The organism is Shewanella sp. SG44-2 (genome assembly GCF_014164215.1).
Classification (GTDB): Bacteria; Pseudomonadota; Gammaproteobacteria; order Enterobacterales; family Shewanellaceae; genus Shewanella; species Shewanella frigidimarina.
Map to the genome: position 1 here is coordinate 1 of NZ_JACJEU010000056.1, position 4,133 is coordinate 4,133.

A 4,133-nucleotide genomic window follows, 5' to 3' on the forward strand; every position below is an offset into this window, starting at 1 on the left:
CCGCGCTCACGCTCTTCTGGAGCGTTATCGATTTGAGCGAAGTTTTTAACTTCACCACCATAAGTTTTAGACAAAACGGCAGAGATTGCTGCTGTTAAAGTTGTTTTACCATGGTCAACGTGACCGATGGTGCCCACGTTCACATGGGGCTTGTTACGTTCAAATTTAGCTTTTGCCATGGTATTGCCTCAGTCCAATTATCTTGGTGATGAAAACACATATAGTAAAAATCCGATGCATAGAAATGACATCGAATCGATTATTTAGGGTTAGGAAGTTTATTCATGACATGGTGGTGTTGATAGGCAGATTCGTACTGCCGACCTCACCCTCATCAAGGGTGCGCTCTACCAACTGAGCCATATCAGCGAACAAATTTGGAGCGGATGGCGGGAATCGAACCCGCGTTATCAGCTTGGAAGGCTGGAGTAATACCATTATACGACATCCGCGCAACCTATTTTAGGCTACCTAACTACCTAGAAAGTGGTGGAGGGAGAAGGATTCGAACCTTCGAAGGCTGAGCCGTCAGATTTACAGTCTGATCCCTTTGGCCACTCGGGAACCCCTCCAGAAAAATGGTGCCGGCACCAAGAGTCGAACTCGGGACCTACTGATTACAAGTCAGTTGCTCTACCAACTGAGCTATGCCGGCGTGTCATTTCGGGTTCGGATATTAGGTAAATGTGCCTCGGAGTGCAATAGGAAAATGATAAAAAACCAAAAAAAAGTTTCAAATGACGTTTTTTTACACTCGTTTCACTTAAAAAGTGTGATTTGTAGGCAAATGTAATGGGGGATGAAGACAAATGAGCCGCAGACTATTGTCGCCATTTATTCGATAGTGTAATGTGCCTGACCAACCTAGAGGAATGGTTATGAATCCAATTAACTCAATACAAGATGCACTCTACTTTGCTTTTCAGCGCGAGCATTGGGCTGAATTACGCAAATCAGTGCCGCTTACATTGAGCCAGGCTGAATTAGAAAATCTGCGTGGTATGAATGAAAAGCTGTCTTTAGATGAAGTCACTGACATTTACCTTCCTCTCAGCCGTTTACTGAATTTATTTGTCGGCTCAAAACAGCAGCGTGGGCTTGTTCTTGATAAGTTTCTGGAGCAAAAAGCTTCCCCAGGTCCTTATATTATTAGTATCGCAGGAAGTGTCGCCGTGGGTAAGAGTACTACAGCGCGTATATTACAAACGTTATTGCAACGTTGGCCAGAGCATCCTAAAGTTGATTTAGTTACCACAGATGGCTTTTTGTATCCTCTTGCAGACCTTAAACGTAAAGGGTTACTCCAACGTAAAGGTTTTCCTGAAAGTTACGACATGAAAATGTTGGTTGAATTCATTTCGGCAGTTAAAGCTGGGCAAAAAGAGATTCTTGCACCGCTTTATTCGCATGTTACATACGATAGATGTCACGATGAACATCAAGCCATCCGTCAGCCCGATATTTTAATTTTAGAAGGGCTAAATGTGCTGCAAACGGGTTTGGATACGCCTATCGATACAAGAAGGCCGTTTGTATCAGATTTTGTTGATTTCTCGATTTATGTTGATGCTGATGAGTCATTATTGAAAGAGTGGTATAAACAGCGTTTTTTACAATTTAGGAAAGGCGCATTTAGTGATCCAAACTCATTCTTTCATCACTATTCATGTCTAACTGATGATGAAGCTAATACTATTGCTGCAAATATTTGGGATACGATTAACGGCCCCAATTTATCACTCAACATTCAACCAACGCGTGAACGGGCAAATCTCATCTTACAAAAAGGCCCAAACCACTTAATGGACCGAGTTTTACTTAGAAAATAACAATATATGAGCCTATTGCAGGCTCATTTCTAGCATCTACATTACTGCTCGCAGGCTAATTTCACCGCCAAGATAACGTGTAACCCCTTGCTCGTTTTCAAGTAACAAAGCCCCTTGCTCGTCAATACCTCGACAGATACCGTTAACAGAATTAGGTGCCATTAGTAGTGATACTTCACGGCCAATAAATAAATCAAATTTATTCCAACGATCAAGGAAAGCCTTCAACCCTTTCAGCTCAAACAGCTGTAAATCAGCTTTAAGGGTTTTGTGTAGTTTAATTAATAGCTCCGTTTTATCAGGCATATTCACCAAACCAGATAGATCGTTCCATGGCTGGTCTATTAGCTCTCCCTGCTCTACAGACATACTCATATTAATCCCAAAACCAATGACTAATTCTGTTTTCTGAGCTGACGAATTGCTGACCTCAACTAAAATCCCAGCCAATTTTTTATGATCAAGATAGATATCATTTGGCCATTTCAGTCCCAATCCCTCAACTCCAAAGTCAGCTAAAGATTTAACAATAGAACAACCTACAACTAAACTTAAACCACTGGCATGACTAATATCATTATTTAAACGCCAAAACATGGAAGCATAAACATGATGAGCATAAGGAGACAACCATTGACGCCCTCTTCGACCTCGGCCAGCGGATTGATATTCAGCAATGCAAATATCACCCGATTTTAATTCTGAGGCATGTCCAAGCATAAAAGCATTAGTGCTGGTCGTTTCATCAAAATAAAAACAACGGCCATCAATTCCATTAACAAGATGAGACTCATTTACCAACGACACTGGATTTGCTAATTTATAGCCTCTTCCTTTCACACTATAAATTTCGATACCATAATCTTTTAATGCATCTATATGCTGATTAATTGCTGCACGAGTAAGCGACAAGGATTGCGCAATTACCTCACCAGAAACAAAACGTTCATGATGCAAACATGCTAATATTTGCCGTTTACGCGACCAATGCTCATTCATTTTACTTCTATCTCCCCAACTGAGCCCATAATCCTAGGCTCTGGTTGTAATGTGACCGCAAATTTATCAAAAACAGTCTGAATTATATGTTTCGCTAATTGGCATACTTGGTCACCAGTTGCTTGGCCTAGATTAACCAACACCAAAGCTTGATCTTGATGAACAGCTGCACCACCGATATTAATTCCTTTCAAACCGGCATGCTCGATTAGCCAACCTGCTGCAAGCTTATAATGGTCATCAACCTGGCGGTAACCCACTAAGTCTTCGTAACGATTTTTAAGTGAATGATAATCTACTACTGATACAACAGGGTTTTTGAAGAAACTCCCTACATTACCTAATACTTTAGGATCGGGAAGCTTGGATTGACGTACATGGCAAACACAATCAAATACCTGTTGTGCAGTAACATCCATAGCATCAAAGTGTTGTAATGGCCCGTAATTTACCACTGGTTCCCACTTCTTAGGCAGCTTTAGAGTCACTTCAGTAATGACGGCTAAGTTTTTAAGTTGTTGTTTAAAAATGGATTCGCGATAGCCAAATTCACATTGTTGATTATCATAATGTACTAAGTCACCCGTATCGAGTTGTAAAAATTCAATCTTGTGACAGAAACGATTAAACTCAACACCATAAGCACCTATATTTTGTATTGGCGCAGCACCTACGGTTCCGGGGATCAGAGCCATATTTTCTAAACCATAAATATGTTTAGTTAAGCAATATTCAACTAATTGATGCCAATTTTCACCAGCTTGAATAGTGAGATAATAATAATCATCATCTTCATTAATCGTAATGCCCTTCGTGCTAACTTTAACTACGGTTCCCTGAAAATCGTCAGTAAATACTACGTTACTGCCTCCTCCGAGGATGAGCATACTTTGCTGTTGTTGATACAGCATAAGGCTTGTCTTTATTAGCTCATCTTTGTTAGTCACTTCAACTAAAGAATCGCAATGCTGGTTAAGACCAAATGTGTTTAATGAAGTAAGCGAAATAGGCATAAATAGAAAAGCATCAAATTCAAAAAATATATCGCTATTGTAGCAGGGAATAGCTAACAAATTAGCATGATTACACTAAAAACATATCAATGAAAAAGCTGTATACGTCAACTATTCTGATAACTTTAGTGACACCGGTGACTCATATGTGGGTTGGATACAATACGATTTACATTAATTAATTGGTCAATTTTGTCCACCGTCTAGAACATAGTTGAATCACCCTTTCCGGCTCTGCAATAAATCGATTCCATGCAATGGAACACTGCTCAACAATATCGTCATATCCACT

Annotated in this window: 4 protein-coding genes, 4 tRNA genes and 1 pseudogene; 1 reads left to right on the forward strand and 8 read right to left on the reverse strand. The window is 40.1% G+C overall.

Annotated features, from left to right (window positions below):
• From H5181_RS20100 to H5181_RS20120, 5 genes are all read right to left on the reverse strand, one after another.
• Positions 1–179, reverse strand: a 179-nt coding sequence (locus H5181_RS20100) for a GTP-binding protein (protein ID WP_259397096.1), incomplete at its 3' end; no start/stop codon positions are given.
• Positions 180–293: 114 nt separating this feature from the next.
• Positions 294–369 (reverse strand) — tRNA-Ile (locus H5181_RS20105).
• Positions 370–378: 9 nt separating this feature from the next.
• Positions 379–452, reverse strand: a tRNA-Gly gene (locus H5181_RS20110).
• Between the two features lie 35 nt (positions 453–487).
• Positions 488–572: transfer RNA gene (locus H5181_RS20115), tRNA-Tyr, on the reverse strand.
• 7 nt (positions 573–579) lie between these two features.
• A tRNA-Thr gene (locus tag H5181_RS20120) sits at positions 580–655 on the reverse strand.
• 223 nt (positions 656–878) lie between these two features.
• On the opposite strand from H5181_RS20120, the gene coaA reads away from it, so the two are divergent.
• A complete protein-coding gene (coaA, locus tag H5181_RS20125; protein ID WP_059746619.1) occupies positions 879–1,829 on the forward strand; it encodes a type I pantothenate kinase in 951 nt (316 codons plus the stop codon).
• Positions 1,830–1,865: 36 nt separating this feature from the next.
• Here coaA and birA read toward each other — a convergent pair whose 3' ends face one another.
• From birA to H5181_RS20140, 3 genes and pseudogenes are all read right to left on the reverse strand, one after another.
• The gene (birA, locus tag H5181_RS20130; RefSeq protein ID WP_182751875.1) at positions 1,866–2,828 is read right to left on the reverse strand and encodes a bifunctional biotin--[acetyl-CoA-carboxylase] ligase/biotin operon repressor BirA; all 963 of its coding nucleotides are present in this window, start codon (positions 2,826–2,828) and stop codon (positions 1,866–1,868) included.
• Positions 2,825–3,841 carry a UDP-N-acetylmuramate dehydrogenase gene (murB, locus tag H5181_RS20135; protein ID WP_182751876.1) on the reverse strand — a complete coding sequence of 339 codons (1,017 nt, stop codon included), beginning with the start codon at positions 3,839–3,841 and terminating at the stop codon, positions 2,825–2,827. The genes birA and murB overlap by 4 nt, the downstream gene beginning before the upstream one ends.
• A 178-nt stretch (positions 3,842–4,019) precedes the next feature.
• Positions 4,020–4,133: pseudogene (locus tag H5181_RS20140) on the reverse strand (IS630 family transposase); the annotation flags it as partial.

Coding starts and splice junctions, on each gene's coding strand:
- coaA (WP_059746619.1), top strand. CDS start 879: ATGAATCCAATTAACTCAATACAAGATGCACTCTACTTTGCTTTTCAG.
- birA (WP_182751875.1), bottom strand. CDS start 2,828: ATGAATGAGCATTGGTCGCGTAAACGGCAAATATTAGCATGTTTGCAT.
- murB (WP_182751876.1), bottom strand. CDS start 3,841: ATGCCTATTTCGCTTACTTCATTAAACACATTTGGTCTTAACCAGCAT.